This window comes from Staphylococcus shinii, from assembly GCF_017583065.1.
GTDB lineage: Bacteria > Bacillota > Bacilli > Staphylococcales > Staphylococcaceae > Staphylococcus > Staphylococcus shinii.
Genome location: NZ_JAGEVL010000001.1, coordinates 224,341 through 240,480 on the forward strand (window position 1 = coordinate 224,341; position 16,140 = coordinate 240,480).

Here is a 16,140-nt window from a genome sequence, read left to right on the forward strand (position 1 = left end):
AATGTTTCACACCTTTCTAATTCTATATTAACTTAAAAAGTGATAGAATGTTATTATATAGTATTCGAATTAAGTGAGGTAATATAATGAAAATTTCAACTAAAGGAAGATATGGGTTAACACTAATGATATCTCTTGCTAAAAAAGAAGGTCAAGGGTGTGTGTCTTTAAAATCTATTGCGGAAGAAAATAATTTGAGCGATTTGTATTTAGAGCAATTAGTCGGTCCATTGAGAAATGCCGGGTTAATTCGAAGTGTTCGTGGTGCAAAAGGTGGTTACCAGTTAAGAGTACCATCTGAAGAGATAACAGCGGGTGACATTATTCGTTTATTAGAAGGTCCAATCACATTCGTTGAAAGTATTGATTCAGAACCACCTGCTCAAAAACAACTTTGGATTAGAATGAGAGACGCAGTAAGAGATGTGCTAGATAATACATCATTAAAATATTTAGCAGAATATAAAGATACAAATAATTTAGATGGCTATATGTTCTATATCTAAATTATACCGAAATATAGTTTTGTATTGATGCTATAACAATTTTAGAAAATATTTATTAATCAATGTTTGAGATGTTTATTTATTAAAATTAGTGGTATGTACAATATATATACACCATCAAGGAGGTAAATTACATGGCAGACGAAAACAAAGTAGAACAAGCAAAAGGTAATGTGAAAGAAACATTAGGTAACGTTACTGATAACAAAGACTTAGAAAACGAAGGTAAAGAAGATAAAACTTCTGGTAAAGCTAAAGAATTTGTAGAAAATGCAAAAGATAAAGCTAATGATGTTATTGATAAATTTAAAAAATAATCTATAGTTAATGACTATTAAAGGAGAGATTTTAAATGGCTGAAAACTTTTTAGATAAAGCAAAAGAAACTGCAAAAAATGTATCAGATAAATTAAAAGATACAGATAATGAAAAAGCAAAACAAGCATCAGAACAAATCGATAAATTCACTGGCGGCAGTGATGATGATAAAAAAGATGACAAAAAAGACGATAAAAAATAATATTTGTGGAAACAAAATTATTTAAAAGAGGGTTAGGGCATAATATTGTCCTGCCCCTTTTTATTTGCAATTTAAACATTAATAATAATGCCTACTAACAGTGGATAAGGGCTAGGTTTAAGCTTTCCATTGTTTAGTAGGCATTAATTTTTATGATAAGTTGTGACGATTTGCGAAGCACAATAATATAGCGTGTGTCAATTTAACCTTAATAACCTAAATTTTATATTTTGAAATTTGACTAAGATGAATTTAAAAATATAAAAATTGATAAAGTAATTAAAACGTTAATGTTTATACTTCATATATTCATCCACTTAATTACTGTTTGGACGAATATTAAACATTGAATTGTGAAAAGTCTTGGCTTATTTAATAAATTATATTTCTTCGACAATTGTTTTTAGTTTTTTATAAGAATCTAACTGTGCGTCTTGATCATAAATATAACTAATCGCCATCAGTTCATCTATTTCACCGTGTTCTTTGATAAAGTCTTGAATTTTAGCTTTAACTGTCTCTTCAGACCCGATTAAGGATTGTTGCATTCTTTGTTTTGCAATTTCATATTCTGTAGGTGTTAAAAGCCCTTTTAAATCATCAGTTGGTGGTTGCACAGGTTGCATTCTACCTCTTGTGATACTTACCATAACTTGTGCTTGTGTTGTTGCTAAGTATTCAGCTTGCTTGTCTGTATCTGCAACTATAGCATTGAGACAAACAATAACATAAGGTTCACTTAATATATCAGATGGTTCAAAAAGTTCTTTATATATTTGAATCGCGTCTTTCATTTGTTGCGGTGCAAAATGGCCAGCAAAGACATAAGGTAGCCCCTTACGTGCGGCTAAATGCGCGGAATCAGTAGATGAACCAAGTATATAAAGTGGTACTTGCTTATTAACAGCTGGGTAGGCACGTACATATCCTTGCTGATTAGCTGGGCCAAAGTAAGTTGCAAGTTGTTCAACTTCTTCAGGGAATTCATAAACGCCGTTATGTTGATCTCTACGTAAGGCGCTAGCAGTCATCATGTCTGTTCCTGGCGCACGTCCTAATCCAAGGTCTACACGGTTTGGGAAAACAGTTTCCATTGTTCCAAATTGTTCTGCAACAACTAATGGTGCATGATTTGGTAACATAATACCACCAGAACCGACACGTATTTTTGAAGTGTGTTCTAGTGTGTGCTGAATTAATAATGCAGTTGCCGAACTAACTAGATTAGGAGCGTTGTGGTGTTCAGCTATCCAATAACGTTCGAATTCAAGTGCTTCTAAATCTTGCGCAAGTTTAACCATATCTTTGATTGCTGCTTGATCATCTTGACCTTCGCGGATTGGTACTAAGTTAAGCGCAGATAATTTTAAATTGTTCATTTTATATCGTAATCCTCCTTGAGCTTGTTAATACAAAGTAGTATAACAGGCGATTTAAAACTTGCGTAAGAAATTGCTCATTGTTATACTTATACAAAATTAAAACGTTAGGTGGCTTAATTAAGACAATGGATAAATCTCATAAGAAATATACAAACCAATTAAATATAAATAAAAGTTATGGGATATGACCCTGTCTAAATTACGTGAAAATACTTAAACAACCACATACAAAGTAATATATAACACGGTAAAGATATGTCATGTCCTAAAAGTGGAGGAATTGATATGTCTTTTTATTATGAACAAAAACCATTTGAACAGTATGGACGAATGCTGATTGATAAGGTGCTAATTGAGATAGAAGAAGGAGAACATGTTGCATTTTTAGGAGATAATGGTGTTGGAAAATCAACACTCTTGCATGCGCTTAAGGATACCTATAAAGAAAGTGCTTATTTAATGGAACAAGATATGACTGATTATTATGAGATGACAGCAATGGATTTTATCCTATTTCTAAAACCACAATTAGCTCAATTGAAAAAAGAAATACGATATAATTATGAAAAAATAAGTGATTACGTTGCATTGGAAGGCTATGAATTTGAACAAGAAATCATTACGCAAGCAAAATTATTTGATTTAACGGAAATCGACTTAGATAAAAAGATTGCGTCGCTTAGCGGAGGACAGCAAACACGTGTAGCGATATTAAAAGCATTCTTATCAAAAAAATCGTTAATATTACTTGATGAACCTACTAATCATCTTGATATGACAATGCTAGATAATTTGATAACGAATATAAATAAATCTAAACAGACTATCGTTTTTGTGTCTCATCACAGAGGTTTCATCAATCAAACGGCATCACACATTTATCAAATAACGCGTAACGGAACGAGAAAATTTCAAGGTAATTATGATCATTATAAACAAGTTGTAGATTTGGCTCATCAATCACAAGTCAACGCTTATGAAAAACAACAAAAAGAAATCATAGCACTTGAAGCGACTATTAGACGAGTGAATGAATGGCACTCAGCTTCACAAAAATCAACTAGTGTGCGCGATCCAATACAACAAAAAAGATTAAGTAAATTAGCTCAAAAAGCTAAAGTAAAGGAATCACAACTAAAACAAAATATTAATGAAAAACAAATTGAAGCACCCGAAAATGATAATAGGGATTTTCATTTTAATGAGCAAACGCGTTTACGAAAGCGCAGCTTAATAAGATTTGAAAATGTTAGTATAACTATAAACCGACAGGAAATTTATAGGAATGCTAACTTTGAAATGAAAAATAAAGAAAATATACTTTTAACGGGTCCGAATGGTAGTGGCAAATCATTATTTATCGCAATGATTAAACAAGATATAAAACCGGATAAAGGTGATATATATATTACACCATCGCTTAAAATGGCTAGTTTTGATCAGCAAAATAACAACTTGAACTTTAACAGCAGTCCATTGGACATGGTGATGGCATTGGACAGTGTAACTCGTAGTGAAGCGCAAACGATTTTAGCTTCTTTTGATTTTAATAAGGAAAAACTTTATCAACCTATCGCATTTTTATCCATGGGTGAGAAAAGTAGATTACAGTTTGTATTATTATATTTCTCTAACCCACATCTACTTATTTTAGATGAACCAACCAATTATTTTGATATAGCTACACAAGATTTAATATTAAAAATGATTGAAAGTTTTCAAGGTCAAGTACTTATCGTTACACATGATCAGTATTTACAATCAAAAATCACTGCTACGCACTGGCATATTAATGATAAGCGATTGCAAAATATGTCATTGAATAGTAAACAACCATCAGATATTAAAAACACTATGAAATTATTAGAGGATTTTAAAGATATTGATGAAAATGGTCATTTTGAAACAGACAACTAGAAAAATTAATTATATGGTGCTATCATTGGAACATTGATAAAAATTTAAGGAGTGTCAAGCATGGAAGTATACGCAGATTATGCTGCTACAACACCAGTTAAACAAGAAGTAATTGATAAAATGATGGATATTTATTCTGTTCATTATGGTAATCCGTCTTCCATTCACAGTATAGGAAGAGATGCACGAAAGTATTTAGATGAAGCACGTCGTACAATTGCATCTTCTTTTAACGCAAAACCAAGTGAAGTGATTTTTACAAGCGGTGCGACAGAATCTAATAACACTGCTATTAAAGGGATGGCTTATGACCAGATGGACAAAGGAAAACATATTATCACTTCCAAAATTGAGCACCATTCTGTACTCCATGTATTTGAGCAACTAGAAAAAGAAGGTTTTGAAGTCACATATTTAGATGTTGATAAACAAGGTATAATAAACCTTCAGCAATTAGAAAATGCTATTACAGAACAGACGATTTTAGTTTCAATCATGTTTGTTAATAATGAAGTAGGTACTGTCGAACCAATGTACGATATTGAAGAAATTATTGGTAAATCCAATGCACTGTTTCATGTTGATGCAGTACAAGCGATTGGTCATTTAGAAATAGATTTTCATGAATTTGATATTGATGCTATGAGTATTACTGCACATAAATTTGGTGGTCCTAAAGGCGTTGGCATACTACTATTAAAAGAAGGTACTTCATTAAAATATCAACAATTAGGTGGAGAACAAGAGGGTAAACGTAGAGCTGGTACTGAAAATTTACCGCAAATTGTTGGATTAGCTGAAGCTGTTACGCTTGCAAACCAATATAGAGACGAAAACAATGTACATTTAATGAATCTTAAAAATTTATTCTTAGTTTCATTACAAGAACGCTCAATCCCATTTGAATTAAATGGTTCTATGACAGATTCAACTGGTCACATTGTAAATTTATATTTACCATTTATAGATGTAGAAACAATGCTGACTTTATTAGATTTATCCAATATATATGTTTCATCAGGTTCAGCTTGTACTGCAGGGACTACAACACCATCACATGTATTACAAGCAATGTATGATGAAGAAGATAATCGAGCAAAACATTCTGTAAGATTTAGTTTTAACGAACAAACAACTGAACAAGAAATAAAATATATAGCTACAGAAATTCATAAAATTTATCATAAATTTAAGGAGGACGTGTAAGTGTCAAATAAAGATACACGAGTTGTTGTTGGGATGTCTGGTGGCGTAGATAGTTCCGTTACAGCACATTTGTTAAAAGAACAAGGTTATGATGTCATAGGTATATTCATGAAAAATTGGGATGATACTGATGAAAATGGCGTATGTACAGCTACTGAAGATTATAATGATGTCATCGCAGTATGCAATCAATTAGATATTCCATACTATGCAGTGAATTTTGAGAAAGAATACTGGGATAAAGTGTTTACGTATTTCCTAGATGAATATAAAAAAGGACGTACGCCAAACCCTGATGTAATGTGTAATAAAGAGATTAAATTCAAAGCATTTTTAGAACACGCATTAAAACTCGGTGCTGACTATGTTGCCACAGGTCATTATGCACGTGTGCGTCGTCATGAGGATGGCCACGTTGAAATGTTAAGAGGCGTGGATAACAATAAAGATCAAACTTATTTTTTAAATCAATTATCACAAGATCAATTATCTCGTGTAATGTTCCCAATAGGTGATATCGATAAAAAAGAAGTACGTCGTATTGCTGAAGAACAAAATTTAGCAACTGCTAAAAAGAAAGATTCAACAGGTATTTGTTTTATTGGAGAACGTAATTTCAAAGAATTTCTTTCACAATATTTACCAGCACAATCTGGAGAAATGCGAACACTACAAGGTGAAAAAATCGGTACGCATGCTGGATTAATGTATTATACAATCGGACAACGTCATGGCCTAGGTATTGGTGGAGACGGTGATCCATGGTTTGTAGTTGGTAAAAACTTAAATGACAACGTATTATATGTTGAACAAGGTTTCCACCATGAAGCATTGTACAGTGACTACTTGATTGCATCAGATATCTCATTTGTAAATGATGTTGACTTGGAAAATGGATTTGAATGTACTGCAAAATTCAGATACCGCCAAAAAGATACTAAAGTATTTGTGCAAAAAGAGAGTGATAACGCAATTCGAGTAGTATTCGATGAACCTGTTCGTGCGATTACTCCTGGTCAATCTGTTGTGCTATATGATGGGGATGTCTGTCTTGGTGGTGCTACAATTGATGATGTTTTCAAAGAATCTGGACAATTAAGTTACGTTTTATAAACCAAAAGATGAAGTATTATTTAGAAATCGTTAGTAGACTATATAATATAGTATCTAGCGATTTCTTTTTTTAAAATTAATATTTCAAAAAAATGAGTAAATGTTATAATTAATAGTCAGAAAAGAGGGTTAAAGTTGAATCAAGAGCAAATATATAAATTAATTAAACAGGGTAACTTTGAAGAAGCACTTAAAGCATTATTTGAAAATATAGAAGCTAGTCCAAAAGAAGTTGAAAATTACATAAATGCCGGAATATTATTGGCTGAAGCGGGAGAAGTAGAAAAAGCTGAAAAATTCTTTCAAAGAGCAATCACTTTAGATCCGGTAAACGGTGCAATTTATTATAATTTAGGTAATGTATATTACAATGAAGGTCGTTTTAATGAAGCGATAAAATTATACCAACAAGCGCTGAAATTTAACGTTGATAAAGTTGATACAAATTACATGATTGGAATGTCTTTCAATCAACTAGAAGCATTTAACGAAGCTTTACCATTCCTAATGACTGCAGCGGAACAAGATGACCGTGATGATGCTGAGGTACAATTCCAATACGGGCTTGTGTTATGTCATTTAGAAATGTTTGAACCAGCTATTGACCAGCTAAACCGAGTATTAGCAATCGATAAAAAACATGCAGATGCGCTTTATAATTTAGGTTTAGCCACTTATATGCAAACGGAGAATACTGACGAAGCTATTCGTCACTTTGAAGCGGCTGTCGATGCTAATCCAGATCATGTCATGAGCCATCATGCTATTAAAACTTTTAAATCTATCGCAGAGGAGGAATAACTTATGGAAAACCCTACACTATTTAATAATTCAATGATTAAAGGGACCGTTGATGCGATTTTGTTTCAAAACAAAGAAAATTTTTATACGGTTTTAAAAGTTGATACAATTGAATCCAACGAGACATTCGATTCAATGCCTACAATTGTAGGGTTTTTTCCAGATATTGCAGAAGGTGACGTTTATACATTTAAAGGGCAAGTAGTTACACATGCGAAATATGGTAAACAATTAAAAGCTGAAACTTTTGAAAAAGAGTTACCACAAACCAAAGAAGCGATTATAAGTTATTTATCAAGTGATCTTTTTAAAGGAATAGGTAAAAAAACGGCTCAAAGTATAGTAAATAAATTAGGTGAGAATGCGATTAGTGACATTTTAAATGATCCAAGTATATTGGAAAAAGTACCTAGTTTACCTAAAAAGAAACAAAAACAAATCGCTGAACAAATCGCAAGTAATCAAGAAACAGAACAAATTATTATTCGACTTCATGATTTGGGTTTTGGGCCAAAGTTAGCAATGGCTATATACCAAGCATATTTAGGCGAAACGCTCAACGTAGTTGAAAACAAGCCTTATCAACTTGTATATGACGTCAAAGGTATCGGTTTTAATAAGGCGGACATATTAGCGCGTAATGTTGGCATTCAATTTAACGATGCAGAACGTCTTAAAGCAGGGTTGCTTTATGTCTTAGAAGAAGAATGCATAAAACAGGGTCATACTTATTTACCAACTAATAATGTACTAGAGATGACACAAGATATGTTGTCACAACCACCAGGCGAGTTAATAGAAATACAACAATTAGAACAAGTGTTACAGGATTTAGTCAATGACACTAAATTAATCCAACAAGAAAATGAAGTTGCGATTCCAAGTCTATACTATTCAGAACTGAAAAGCGTTCAAAATTTATACCGTAATTTTAGTTATACAAATAAACTTAAAGAAATTGAACAATCTGATTTGCTACTTGAAATCGGAGAAATTGAGGAACGAAATAAAGTAACATATGCAGATTCTCAAAGAGAAGCCTTGCAAACAGCTATTAATTCTAAAATCATGTTGCTAACCGGTGGACCAGGCACAGGAAAAACTACTGTCATTAAAGGAATTGTTGAACTGTATGCAGAGTTGCATGGTTTGTCATTAGATTATGATGATTATCAAAATGATGATTATCCAGTAGTCCTAGGTGCGCCAACTGGCCGAGCATCAAAACGTTTGTCAGAGTCAACTGGATTGGAAGCTATGACGATACATCGTCTAATAGGTTGGAATCAAGATACACAACCGGAAGATATTTTGGATAATGAGATTTCTGCAAAACTTATTATTATAGATGAAATGTCCATGGTTGATACATGGTTATTCCATCAGTTTTTGAGTGCTGTACCTATCGATGCGCAAGTTATACTAGTCGGGGATGAAGATCAACTGCCATCTGTCGGACCAGGTCAAGTATTTAAGGATTTAATTGATTCGAAAGTGATTCCTCGTGTGAATTTAACTGAAGTTTACCGCCAACAAGATGGTTCAAGTATTATTGAATTAGCGCATAGGATGAAACTAGGAGAAGCAATTGATATTACACAAAGATTTCATGATCGTAATTTTATAAACTGTACAACAGAACAGATACCCTCTGTTGTCGAAAAAGTAGTATCAAGTGCAGTGAATAAAGGTTATGATATGAGTGATATTCAAGTATTAGCTCCGATGTATAAAGGGTCTGCAGGTATTAAGAAACTAAATACAATATTGCAAGATATCTTGAACCCTAAAGAACAGGATACTCGAGAAATTGAGTTTGGTGATATTGTTTTTAGAAAAGGTGATAAGGTATTACAACTTGTTAACCGACCAAGCGATAATATATTTAACGGTGATATTGGGGTTATTGTAGGCATCTTCTGGGCTAAAGAAAATGCATTAAACAAAGATGTTTTGGTGGTTGATTTTGAAGGTAACGAGATTACATTTGTTCGCCAAGACTTAATGGAATTAACGCATGCTTATTGTACATCAATCCATAAGTCACAAGGTTCAGAATTTCCAATCGTTATTATGCCGATGGTTAAACAGTACTTTAGAATGCTACAAAAACCCATATTATATACTGGTTTAACACGTGCCAAACAGTCACTTGTGTTCTTAGGAGATCCACAAGCATTTGATATTGGTCTCAAGACTCATGGCCAAGTGAGAATGACACAATTGTGTACTTTTCTTAAAATGTACTTTAATAATGATGAAGAAACTGAAAGTGATGATGTCAGTAATTCTTTTGATGCTGATATTATTTTATCTGAAGAAAATATATTTAAGATAAATCCAATGATTAATATGGGAGAGTTTTCCCCATATGACTTCGTTGAAGATTGACATTGTCGTTGAAAATAAATACAATATAAATAACTTCGCATGAAGATAAGTAAACTATGTTTTATCCCAAGAGATGTACTGGTTGGTGAAAAGTACAATGAATATAGTTGAAAGCTACTTTGTGTCAGTAAGCATAATAACTAATTGAGTGATAAGTGTATGTTAGTAAATTTGTTAAGACTGTTGAATTACATAATTTTAACAATGACGTCTATAAAGATTTACTGATGCTTATAACTAGGGTGGTACCGCGAAACGTTCGTCCCTTTTATGAGGATGGGCGTTTTTTATTTTCATTTTTTATGAATTACTGTTATAACTTGAGTTGAGATGGAGGAAATTTAAGGTATGAAAAACTTAAAAGCAAGTGAAATTAGACAAAATTTTATCGATTATTTTGTAGAACAAGGTCATATGGTTGAACCATCAGCACCATTAGTTCCAATTGATGATGATTCTTTACTATGGATTAATTCTGGTGTAGCAACGTTAAAAAAATATTTTGATGGTAGGGAAACGCCAAGAAAACCACGTATTGTGAATTCACAAAAAGCAATTAGAACAAATGACATTGAAAATGTAGGGTTTACTGCACGTCATCATACATTTTTTGAAATGTTAGGTAATTTCTCAATTGGTAATTATTTTAAAAAAGAAGCAATTGAATTTGCATGGGAATTTTTAACTAGTGAGAAATGGATGGCAATGGACCCTAAATTGTTATATGTGACTGTACATCCAGAAGATATTGAAGCGTATCGTATATGGAATGAAGACATTGGCTTAGAGGAAAGTAGAATTATTAGAATTGAAGGAAATTTCTGGGACATTGGTGAAGGCCCTTCAGGTCCTAATACAGAAATTTTCTATGATCGTGGAGATAGTTATGGTAAAGATGATCCAGCTGAAGAAATGTATCCAGGTGGAGAGAATGAGCGTTTCCTTGAAGTGTGGAATTTAGTGTTTAGTGAATTTAACCATAATAAAGACCACACATATACACCACTCCCAAATAAAAACATTGATACGGGTATGGGATTAGAAAGAATGGCATCATTAGCTCAAAATGTACGTACAAATTATGAAACAGATTTATTTATGCCAATAATCCGTGAAGTAGAAACGTTATCAGGGAAAAAATATTTAGAAAAAGATGCATACGATGTGGCATTTAAAGTTATATCAGATCATATTCGTACGATTGCATTTGCAATCGCTGACGGTGCATTACCAGCTAACGAGGGTCGTGGTTATGTATTACGTCGCTTGTTACGTCGTGCTGTAAGATTTAGCCAATCTTTAGATATCAATGAACCATTTATGTATCAATTAGTTGATATAGTTGCTGATATTATGGAACCATATTATCCAAATGTAAAAGAAAAGTCTGGCTTTATTAAACGTGTAATTAAATCTGAAGAAGAACGTTTCCACGAAACATTGGAAGAAGGGCTTGCTATTTTAAATAATCTTGTGGCTCAAGCAAAAGAACAATCTAATGAAATTAGTGGTAAAGATGCTTTTAAACTTTATGATACTTACGGGTTCCCTGTAGAACTAACTGAAGAGATTGCAACACAAGAAAATTTAACAGTAGATATGGCCACATTTGAGTCTGAAATGCAGCAACAAAGAGATAGAGCTAGACAAGCAAGACAAAATTCACAATCAATGCAAGTGCAAAGTGAAGTATTGAAGAAAATTACGACTGAAAGTAAGTTTGTTGGTTATGATGTAATGGACAGAGCTACTACAATAACTGATATCATTTATAATGGCGAATTAGTTGATACTGCAGAAGCTGGTGAGATCGTTTACTTCATCCTTAAAGAGACGCCATTTTATGCAGTAAGTGGTGGTCAAGTTGCCGATCAAGGTAAAGTAAGTAATGAAAACTTTGAAATTGCAGTAACTGAAGTTACAAAAGCACCTAATGGTCAAAACTTACACAAAGGTGAGATTCAATTTGGTACAGTAAAAACAAATGCAGAAGTGTCCGCAAGCGTTAACCATAAAGACCGTAGTGCAATTAAGAAAAATCATAGTGCAACACATTTATTACATGCAGCCTTAAAAGAAGTATTAGGCGAACACGTTAATCAAGCTGGTTCATTGGTTGAAGCAGAGCGTTTAAGATTTGATTTTTCACATTTTGGTCCAATGACTCAAGAAGAAATTGATCAAGTGGAACGCAGAGTTAATGAAGAAATATGGAACAGTATTGAAGTTAATATCCAAGAAATGCCTATTGAAGAAGCTAAACAAATTGGTGCAATGGCATTATTTGGTGAGAAATACGGTGATGTAGTTAGAGTAGTAAATATGGCACCGTTCTCAATTGAGTTATGTGGCGGTATTCATGTTAATAATACATCTGAAATCGGTCTATTTAAAATCGTGAGTGAATCTGGTACTGGTGCTGGAGTTAGACGAATAGAAGCTTTAACTGGTAAATCAGCTTTTCTATATTTAGAAACAATACAAACGCAATTTAATGCTGTTAAAACTCAAGTAAAAGTAAAAACAGATGACCAAGTATTAGATAAAGTAATACAAATGCAAACAGAAGAAAAAGAATTAGTGAAACAACTAGAACAAAAAAATAAAGAAGTTACTTCACTGAAAATGGGAGACATTACAAACCAAGTTGAAGAAATTAACGGTTTGAAATTCCTTGCTACCGAAGTTGAAGTGCCAAACGCTAAGGCTATACGTGAAACGATGGATGATTTCAAATCAAAATTACAAGATACAGTGATTGTATTAATTAGTAATGTAGATGGTAAAGTATCTTTAGTAGCGACTGTGCCCAAAACACTTACTGATAAAGTAAAAGCTGGTGACATTATAAAAAATATGGCGCCAATTGTTGGAGGTAAAGGTGGCGGTCGCCCTGACATGGCTCAAGGTGGCGGTACTCAGCCAGAAAACATAACAGAAGCATTACGATTTATTAAAGATTACATTAAATCCCTATAACTTCAAGTCATTCTCATGTAGAATGTGAATTAAGTACTTTTTTATTCGATACAAAAGGAGTGTAATAAATGGAAAATTTTGATAAAACTATGAAATTTAATTATGATGAAATTCCAAAAGAAGATGTCAAAACAGTGTTACAAAATGTCTATAATACGTTAAAAGAAAAAGGATATAATCCAGTGAATCAAATCGTAGGTTATTTACTATCGGGTGATCCGGCTTATATTCCGCGTAATAATGAAGCTAGAAATCAAATACGTCGCATAGACCGTGATGATATTATGGAAGAATTAGTTTCTAGTTACTTACAAAAGAAATCTAACTAATAAATGTTAAAACATAAAATCATTGGATTAGATGTAGGTAGTAAAACTGTTGGCATTGCAATAAGTGATCTGATGGGTTGGACAGCCCAAGGATTAGATACACTCCGTATAGACGAAGAAAAAAATGAATTAGGTATAAATCAACTTGTAGATATTATACAAAAAGAGAAAGTTGGTACCGTAATTGTCGGATTACCAAAAAACATGAACAATTCTATTGGATTTCGAGGCGAGGCTTCGTTACAATACAAGGAGCAACTTCAAGAAGCACTGCCATCATTAGAAATAATCATGTGGGATGAACGCTTAAGCACTATGGCTGCAGAACGTTCACTGCTTGAAGCAGATGTTTCTAGACAGAAACGAAAGAAAGTAATTGATAAAATGGCTGCAGTCTTTATTCTGCAAGGCTATTTAGACTCATTACAATAAAAAGGAGCGTTTAATTATGACTGAACACAATCACGATTCTCAATTAGAAATTAACAACGAGGAAGAATTACTTACTCTATACGATGAAGAAGGTAACGAAGTTTTATATCGTAAAGTATTAGAATTCTTCCACCCAGAATTTAAAAAAGAATATGTGATTCTTGCTGAAGAAGGCGCAGAATCTGACGATGATGATTTAATAGAATTGGTACCAATGATCAATGAACCAGATGAAAATGGTGAAGGTGGTAAATTCTTACCTGTAGAAACAGATGAAGAATGGGACATGATTGAAGAAGTAGTTAATACTGAAATGGATGATCATGATCACGACCACGAATAATAAAGAATAATTAATTAAAGTGTAAATACGCATAAGAGCTTGGGATATAAATCTCATGCTTAAAATAAAGGGTTAATCCGTAACAAAATGGATTAGCCCTTTTTATATTAAAATATTATAACTTTGGCCGTGTATGCTTGTTTAGGGTTTAGTTTGAGCGTATAAGTTGAGTCTGTAATTTAATCTTAATACTGTACCTTCATATATCAGCACGATAATAAATTATGTGTTTTAATACAAGGAATTATGAAGTTTCGTATAATAAAATTATCCGTACATAATTTGAGAAGGGATGCTTTTTATATTAATGTTCTAAAACGACTTCAATTTCAATAGAAATTTCAATTTTAAACTCAATTAAAACTAGTTATATTTATACCGGATTTTCAAATATATTTTTGCTTATTTAGTATTCACTATGACTTTACACTTATATTCTTTATGCGTTTGTGATAAAATATATAAAGTTAAATTTGTGCGTACATACATAAAAGAAAAAGTTTTATAGTGAATCATTATTAAAATTAAATACGCAAATTGAATTTAGGATTTAATATTTTGTTTAAATTATTTAATCAGTCATTAAGTGACTGATTTATTTTATTGCTTGAATCCAAAGTATGATTTTACAACAAAGGAAGTTATGAAGAAATGGATAATAATCAATCCTATTTATTAAATTTACACAAGCAAACAGATGAAAATATAGAAACTCTTAGAACGTTTGCCGAGGAAAATAGTGTCCCAATCGTAGACCGACTAACACTTGAAATGATAAAACAAGTAATCAGGTTACATAAACCTATTAACATATTGGAAATTGGTACCGCTATCGGATATAGCGCAATGCAATTTGCTTCGATATCTAAAGAAATTCATGTAACGACAATAGAACGTGACGAAGAAATGATAAATAAAGCGAAAGAAAATATAGATTTATATGCGTTTAATAAACAAGTGAAACTGGTGGAAGGTAATGCATTAGAACAGTTCGATAATGTGAATGATCGTACATTTGATATGATATTTATAGATGCAGCAAAAGCGCAATCGAAGAAATTCTTTGAACTTTATACTCCAATTTTAAAAGATGGTGGCGTCGTCATTACAGATAATGTTCTATACCACGGTTTCGTTTCTGATATATCGGTAGTACGCACACGTAATGTACGCCAAATGGTTAAAAAAGTTATAGAGTATAACGAATGGTTAATCAATCATGAAGGTTACACAACTAATTTTTTAAACATAGATGATGGTTTAGCAATTTCAATTAAAGGAGAATCATAATGACAGAATTATTAGTTACACCCAAATCTGTTAAACATATTGAAATATTAATTGAAAAAGGCGCTGATGCATTTGTGATAGGCGAGCAGAAATTTGGTCTGAGGCTTGCAGGCGAATTTAATAGAGAAGCCATGAGAGAAGCTGTTAAATTGGCGCACAATAATAATAAAAAGGTTTATGCAGCAGTAAATGGGCTATTTCATAATTACCATCTTAATGCCGTTGAATCTTATATAGAGTTTTTGCACGAAATCAACGTTGATCGCATTATTTTTGGTGACCCCGCTGTAATTATGTTTGTTAAAAAGCACGATAATCCAATTCCACTTAATTGGGATGCTGAAACGTTAGTGACAAATTATTTTCAGTGTAATTACTGGGGTAAAAAAGGTGCTAAACGTGCACAGTTAGCAAGAGAATTGAATTTAGAAGAAATACTAAATATTAAAGCCAATGCAAATGTGGAAATTGAGGTACAAGTACACGGTATGACATGTATGTTCCAGTCTAAGCGTATGTTGTTAGGCAACTATTACACTTTCCAAGAACGACAATTAAAAATTGAACGTAATCTAGCAGCTGATGAACTATTATTATATGACGAAGAACGTGATAACAAATATCCAGTGTTCGAAGATTATAATGGGACGCATATTATGTCTCCACATGATATATGTTTAATAGAAGAATTAGAACCCCTATTAGAAGCTGGTATAGATTCATTAAAAATAGATGGTATATTACAGTCAGAAGAGTATATAAATATATGTACAGAGCAATATAGAGAAGCCATTGATTTGTATAATGAAGATTCTGAAGCATATGAAGACGAAAAATTTATGTTAGTTGACCCTATTGAAGCAATACAACCAGAACATCGCCCATTTGACGAAGGTTTCTTATATAAACAAACAGTATATTAATGGAGGTT

Annotated in this window: 15 protein-coding genes; 14 read left to right on the forward strand and 1 reads right to left on the reverse strand. The window is 32.6% G+C overall.

What is annotated here, in order from left to right:
- Positions 1 to 86 precede the first annotated feature (86 nt).
- From cymR to J5E45_RS01090, 3 genes are all read left to right on the forward strand, one after another.
- Positions 87 to 506 carry a cysteine metabolism transcriptional regulator CymR gene (gene cymR, locus J5E45_RS01080; protein WP_017724657.1) on the forward strand — a complete coding sequence of 140 codons (420 nt, stop codon included), beginning with the start codon at positions 87 to 89 and terminating at the stop codon, positions 504 to 506.
- Positions 507 to 640: 134 nt separating this feature from the next.
- Positions 641 to 823, forward strand: coding sequence for a CsbD family protein (locus J5E45_RS01085; RefSeq protein WP_017724656.1), 183 nt, complete (start codon positions 641 to 643; stop codon positions 821 to 823).
- Between the two features lie 35 nt (positions 824 to 858).
- Entirely contained in the window at positions 859 to 1,026 is a 168-nt protein-coding gene (locus tag J5E45_RS01090; RefSeq protein ID WP_172643882.1) for a hypothetical protein, read from the forward strand.
- A gap of 380 nt (positions 1,027 to 1,406) precedes the next feature.
- On the opposite strand, the gene J5E45_RS01095 is transcribed toward J5E45_RS01090, so the two are convergent.
- A complete protein-coding gene (locus J5E45_RS01095; protein ID WP_039068299.1) occupies positions 1,407 to 2,405 on the reverse strand; it encodes an LLM class flavin-dependent oxidoreductase in 999 nt (332 codons plus the stop codon).
- A gap of 288 nt (positions 2,406 to 2,693) precedes the next feature.
- Between J5E45_RS01095 and sal the strand changes: the two genes are divergently transcribed.
- From sal to J5E45_RS01150, 11 genes are all read left to right on the forward strand, one after another.
- Positions 2,694 to 4,325: a Sal family ABC-F type ribosomal protection protein gene (sal, locus tag J5E45_RS01100; RefSeq protein WP_208181472.1), complete on the forward strand. Its 1,632-nt coding sequence runs from the start codon at positions 2,694 to 2,696 to the stop codon at positions 4,323 to 4,325.
- 60 nt (positions 4,326 to 4,385) lie between these two features.
- Positions 4,386 to 5,531, forward strand: a complete 1,146-nt coding sequence (locus J5E45_RS01105) for a cysteine desulfurase family protein (protein ID WP_069792182.1) — start codon at positions 4,386 to 4,388, stop codon at positions 5,529 to 5,531.
- Complete coding sequence (gene mnmA, locus J5E45_RS01110; RefSeq protein WP_069792181.1) at positions 5,532 to 6,644, forward strand: tRNA 2-thiouridine(34) synthase MnmA; 1,113 nt, start codon at positions 5,532 to 5,534, stop codon at positions 6,642 to 6,644.
- 135 nt (positions 6,645 to 6,779) lie between these two features.
- On the forward strand, positions 6,780 to 7,445 hold the full coding sequence (locus tag J5E45_RS01115; RefSeq protein WP_208181473.1) for a tetratricopeptide repeat protein: 666 nt from the start codon (positions 6,780 to 6,782) through the stop codon (positions 7,443 to 7,445).
- Positions 7,446 to 7,448: 3 nt separating this feature from the next.
- Entirely contained in the window at positions 7,449 to 9,836 is a 2,388-nt protein-coding gene (gene recD2, locus J5E45_RS01120; protein ID WP_039068295.1) for an SF1B family DNA helicase RecD2, read from the forward strand.
- Positions 9,837 to 10,184: 348 nt separating this feature from the next.
- Positions 10,185 to 12,815: an alanine--tRNA ligase gene (gene alaS, locus J5E45_RS01125; RefSeq protein WP_069792179.1), complete on the forward strand. Its 2,631-nt coding sequence runs from the start codon at positions 10,185 to 10,187 to the stop codon at positions 12,813 to 12,815.
- A 68-nt stretch (positions 12,816 to 12,883) separates the two neighbouring features.
- Positions 12,884 to 13,144, forward strand: coding sequence for an IreB family regulatory phosphoprotein (locus J5E45_RS01130; RefSeq protein WP_208181474.1), 261 nt, complete (start codon positions 12,884 to 12,886; stop codon positions 13,142 to 13,144).
- Positions 13,145 to 13,147: 3 nt separating this feature from the next.
- Positions 13,148 to 13,576, forward strand: coding sequence for a Holliday junction resolvase RuvX (ruvX, locus tag J5E45_RS01135; RefSeq protein ID WP_039068293.1), 429 nt, complete (start codon positions 13,148 to 13,150; stop codon positions 13,574 to 13,576).
- A gap of 16 nt (positions 13,577 to 13,592) precedes the next feature.
- Complete coding sequence (locus J5E45_RS01140) at positions 13,593 to 13,919, forward strand: DUF1292 domain-containing protein (protein WP_017724645.1); 327 nt, start codon at positions 13,593 to 13,595, stop codon at positions 13,917 to 13,919.
- 651 nt (positions 13,920 to 14,570) lie between these two features.
- A complete protein-coding gene (locus tag J5E45_RS01145) occupies positions 14,571 to 15,209 on the forward strand; it encodes an O-methyltransferase (RefSeq protein WP_039068292.1) in 639 nt (212 codons plus the stop codon).
- The gene (locus J5E45_RS01150) at positions 15,209 to 16,132 is read left to right on the forward strand and encodes a peptidase U32 family protein (RefSeq protein ID WP_039068291.1); all 924 of its coding nucleotides are present in this window, start codon (positions 15,209 to 15,211) and stop codon (positions 16,130 to 16,132) included. Before J5E45_RS01145 ends, J5E45_RS01150 begins: the two co-directional genes overlap by 1 nt.
- The last annotated feature ends 8 nt before the right edge of the window (positions 16,133 to 16,140 follow it).

Coding starts and splice junctions, on each gene's coding strand:
- cymR (WP_017724657.1), top strand. CDS start 87: ATGAAAATTTCAACTAAAGGAAGATATGGGTTAACACTAATGATATCT.
- J5E45_RS01085 (WP_017724656.1), top strand. CDS start 641: ATGGCAGACGAAAACAAAGTAGAACAAGCAAAAGGTAATGTGAAAGAA.
- J5E45_RS01090 (WP_172643882.1), top strand. CDS start 859: ATGGCTGAAAACTTTTTAGATAAAGCAAAAGAAACTGCAAAAAATGTA.
- J5E45_RS01095 (WP_039068299.1), bottom strand. CDS start 2,405: ATGAACAATTTAAAATTATCTGCGCTTAACTTAGTACCAATCCGCGAA.
- sal (WP_208181472.1), top strand. CDS start 2,694: ATGTCTTTTTATTATGAACAAAAACCATTTGAACAGTATGGACGAATG.
- J5E45_RS01105 (WP_069792182.1), top strand. CDS start 4,386: ATGGAAGTATACGCAGATTATGCTGCTACAACACCAGTTAAACAAGAA.
- recD2 (WP_039068295.1), top strand. CDS start 7,449: ATGGAAAACCCTACACTATTTAATAATTCAATGATTAAAGGGACCGTT.
- alaS (WP_069792179.1), top strand. CDS start 10,185: ATGAAAAACTTAAAAGCAAGTGAAATTAGACAAAATTTTATCGATTAT.
- J5E45_RS01130 (WP_208181474.1), top strand. CDS start 12,884: ATGGAAAATTTTGATAAAACTATGAAATTTAATTATGATGAAATTCCA.
- ruvX (WP_039068293.1), top strand. CDS start 13,148: ATGTTAAAACATAAAATCATTGGATTAGATGTAGGTAGTAAAACTGTT.
- J5E45_RS01140 (WP_017724645.1), top strand. CDS start 13,593: ATGACTGAACACAATCACGATTCTCAATTAGAAATTAACAACGAGGAA.
- J5E45_RS01145 (WP_039068292.1), top strand. CDS start 14,571: ATGGATAATAATCAATCCTATTTATTAAATTTACACAAGCAAACAGAT.
- J5E45_RS01150 (WP_039068291.1), top strand. CDS start 15,209: ATGACAGAATTATTAGTTACACCCAAATCTGTTAAACATATTGAAATA.